The 2,997-nt window shown below is 54.3% G+C and carries 2 tRNA genes and 2 rRNA genes (1 of these 4 running past the window's edge); all 4 read right to left on the reverse strand.

The features are described 5' to 3' along the window. Positions 1-542, reverse strand: a 23S ribosomal RNA gene (locus RKE40_RS29195) (it extends 2,274 nt beyond the left edge of the window). A 223-nt stretch (positions 543-765) separates the two neighbouring features. Continuing rightward, positions 766-841 (reverse strand) — tRNA-Ala (locus tag RKE40_RS29200). A gap of 23 nt (positions 842-864) precedes the next feature. Next, a tRNA-Ile gene (locus RKE40_RS29205) sits at positions 865-941 on the reverse strand. Positions 942-1,170: 229 nt separating this feature from the next. Further along, a 16S ribosomal RNA gene (locus tag RKE40_RS29210) occupies positions 1,171-2,657 on the reverse strand. Together the 16S and 23S rRNA genes with 2 tRNA genes alongside form the textbook arrangement of a ribosomal RNA operon. Between the last annotated feature and the right edge of the window lie 340 nt (positions 2,658-2,997).

Raw genomic sequence — 2,997 nt, forward strand, 5'->3', positions numbered from 1 at the left:
GTCGGGGTGCTTTTCACCTTTCCCTCACGGTACTTGTTCACTATCGGTCGCTGAGGAGTACTTAGGCTTGGAGGGTGGTCCCCCCACGTTCAGACAGGATTTCACGTGTCCCGCCTTACTCATGTCTCGCCTGTTCGCAGATCCGTACGGGGCTATCACCCATTAATGCGTGGTTTCCCAACCACTTCCGGTAACTTACAGGCAAGCACTGGCCTGGTCCGCGTTCGCTCGCCGCTACTAACGGAGTCTCGTTGATGTCCTTTCCTCCAGGTACTTAGATGTTTCAGTTCCCTGGGTTAGCTTTGAACCCCTATGTATTCAGAGTTCAATACCTTCTTTTGATCTCTGTTAGTCCGAAGACAGGCCCAAGCACAGGCCGTAACCTGTCCTTGGAATAACAGAGATCGAAGGTGGGTTTCCCCATTCGGAAATCCGCGGATCAAAGCTCATTCGCAGCTCCCCACGGCTTATCGCAGCGTATCACGTCCTTCATCGCCTCTCAGCGCCAAGGCATCCACCGAATGCTCTTAAGGCACTTGATCGTTCTCATGATCGATGTCCGCAGCATTCAAGCTGCAAGACAAGATCAGAAAGACCATTATGCTTGCCGAATGTACCCGATTTAACCCGGTCGATTGGTGATCGAACCGAGCATGCTGCAGGATGAGCAGCTCTCGAATACATTCCCTCTTAACAATGACAAACAGCATCATCTATCGCCATCCGAAGACAGCAATCTATGAAACCTGAATTTCCGGGACTTTCTGGTGGAGCCAGACGGGATCGAACCGACGACCTGAAGCTTGCAAAGCTACCGCTCTCCCAACTGAGCTATGGCCCCGATCAGAAAAGCAACACAGGAAGTGGTGGGCCTGGGAGGATTTGAACCTCCGACCTCACGCTTATCAAGCGCGCGCTCTAACCAACTGAGCTACAGGCCCGAGACCTGAACGCCGAAAGCAAACCTTTCGGCACGGCCAAAGACCTGAAAGCGTTGGCCCAGAATGCGCCGGCCGGCATCGACCCTATGTCGACGGGCCAGGCACATTGCCCGGAAAAAGAAAGAGAAACGAAGACGGCGAGGTTCCGCATGTCGAAGCCTGACTGGCTTCTTTTGTTCCAAGCGAATTCAATACAAGACCAAAGATCTCGTGGAGAATTCTACCTTAGAAAGGAGGTGATCCAGCCGCAGGTTCCCCTACGGCTACCTTGTTACGACTTCACCCCAGTCGCTGAGCCTACCGTGGTCGCCTGCCTCCTTGCGGTTAGCGCGACGCCTTCGGGTAAACCCAACTCCCATGGTGTGACGGGCGGTGTGTACAAGGCCCGGGAACGTATTCACCGTGGCATGCTGATCCACGATTACTAGCGATTCCACCTTCATGTACTCGAGTTGCAGAGTACAATCTGAACTGAGACGGCTTTTTGGGATTAGCTCGAGGTCACCCTTTCGCTGCCCATTGTCACCGCCATTGTAGCACGTGTGTAGCCCAGCCTGTAAGGGCCATGAGGACTTGACGTCATCCCCACCTTCCTCGCGGCTTATCACCGGCAGTCCCCCTAGAGTTCCCAACTGAATGATGGCAACTAGGGGCGAGGGTTGCGCTCGTTGCGGGACTTAACCCAACATCTCACGACACGAGCTGACGACAGCCATGCAGCACCTGTGTTCCGGCCAGCCGAACTGAAGAGGTACATCTCTGTTCCTCAAACCGGACATGTCAAAAGCTGGTAAGGTTCTGCGCGTTGCTTCGAATTAAACCACATGCTCCACCGCTTGTGCGGGCCCCCGTCAATTCCTTTGAGTTTTAATCTTGCGACCGTACTCCCCAGGCGGAATGCTTAAAGCGTTAGCTGCGCCACTGAAATGCATGCACCCCAACGGCTGGCATTCATCGTTTACGGCGTGGACTACCAGGGTATCTAATCCTGTTTGCTCCCCACGCTTTCGCGCCTCAGCGTCAGTATCGGACCAGTTGGCCGCCTTCGCCACTGGTGTTCTTGCGAATATCTACGAATTTCACCTCTACACTCGCAGTTCCACCAACCTCTTCCGAACTCAAGACTCTCAGTATCGAAGGCAATTCCAGGGTTGAGCCCTGGGCTTTCACCCCCGACTTAAGAGTCCGCCTACGCGCCCTTTACGCCCAGTGATTCCGAGCAACGCTAGCCCCCTTCGTATTACCGCGGCTGCTGGCACGAAGTTAGCCGGGGCTTATTCTTCCGGTACAGTCATTATCTTCCCGGACAAAAGAGCTTTACAACCCTAAGGCCTTCATCACTCACGCGGCATGGCTGGATCAGGCTTGCGCCCATTGTCCAATATTCCCCACTGCTGCCTCCCGTAGGAGTTTGGGCCGTGTCTCAGTCCCAATGTGGCTGATCATCCTCTCAGACCAGCTACTGATCGTCGCCTTGGTGAGCCATTACCTCACCAACTAGCTAATCAGACGCGGGCCGATCTATCGGCGATAAATCTTTCCCCCGAAGGGCGTATCCGGTATTAGTCCAAGTTTCCCTGAATTATTCCGAACCGAAAGGTACGTTCCCACGTGTTACTCACCCGTCTGCCACTAGCACCGAAGTGCCCGTTCGACTTGCATGTGTTAAGCCTGCCGCCAGCGTTCGCTCTGAGCCAGGATCAAACTCTCAGATTTGATGAGTTTGTTCCGGCATCGCTGCGTATTGACGGAGTCATTGCTTGATGACCCAGGCTTTCACCTAACTCATCAGCGATGGCTCTTGTAAACGCAGCACACCGAAGTCTCGTTCGACTTGCCCGTAAGCAAGTCCGCAAGAACTTCGCCGTCCACGTTTCTCTTTCTGTCTTCAGTTTTCAAACAGCAGGCTACACATCCGAACAGCATCGCGAACCGATCTCTCGGCCACCACGCCCAACGTTCCAGTGAAGCAGGAGCGGCGCCGCCAGCGGCGTCGCCGTCTCGATGGCCGCTTTATAGAAGCAACCATCTCAGACTGTCAACAACCTTCGTGAAG

It is taken from the genome of Allobosea rubneri (genome assembly GCF_032464875.1).
Taxonomy (GTDB): Bacteria; Pseudomonadota; Alphaproteobacteria; order Rhizobiales; family Beijerinckiaceae; genus Allobosea; species Allobosea rubneri.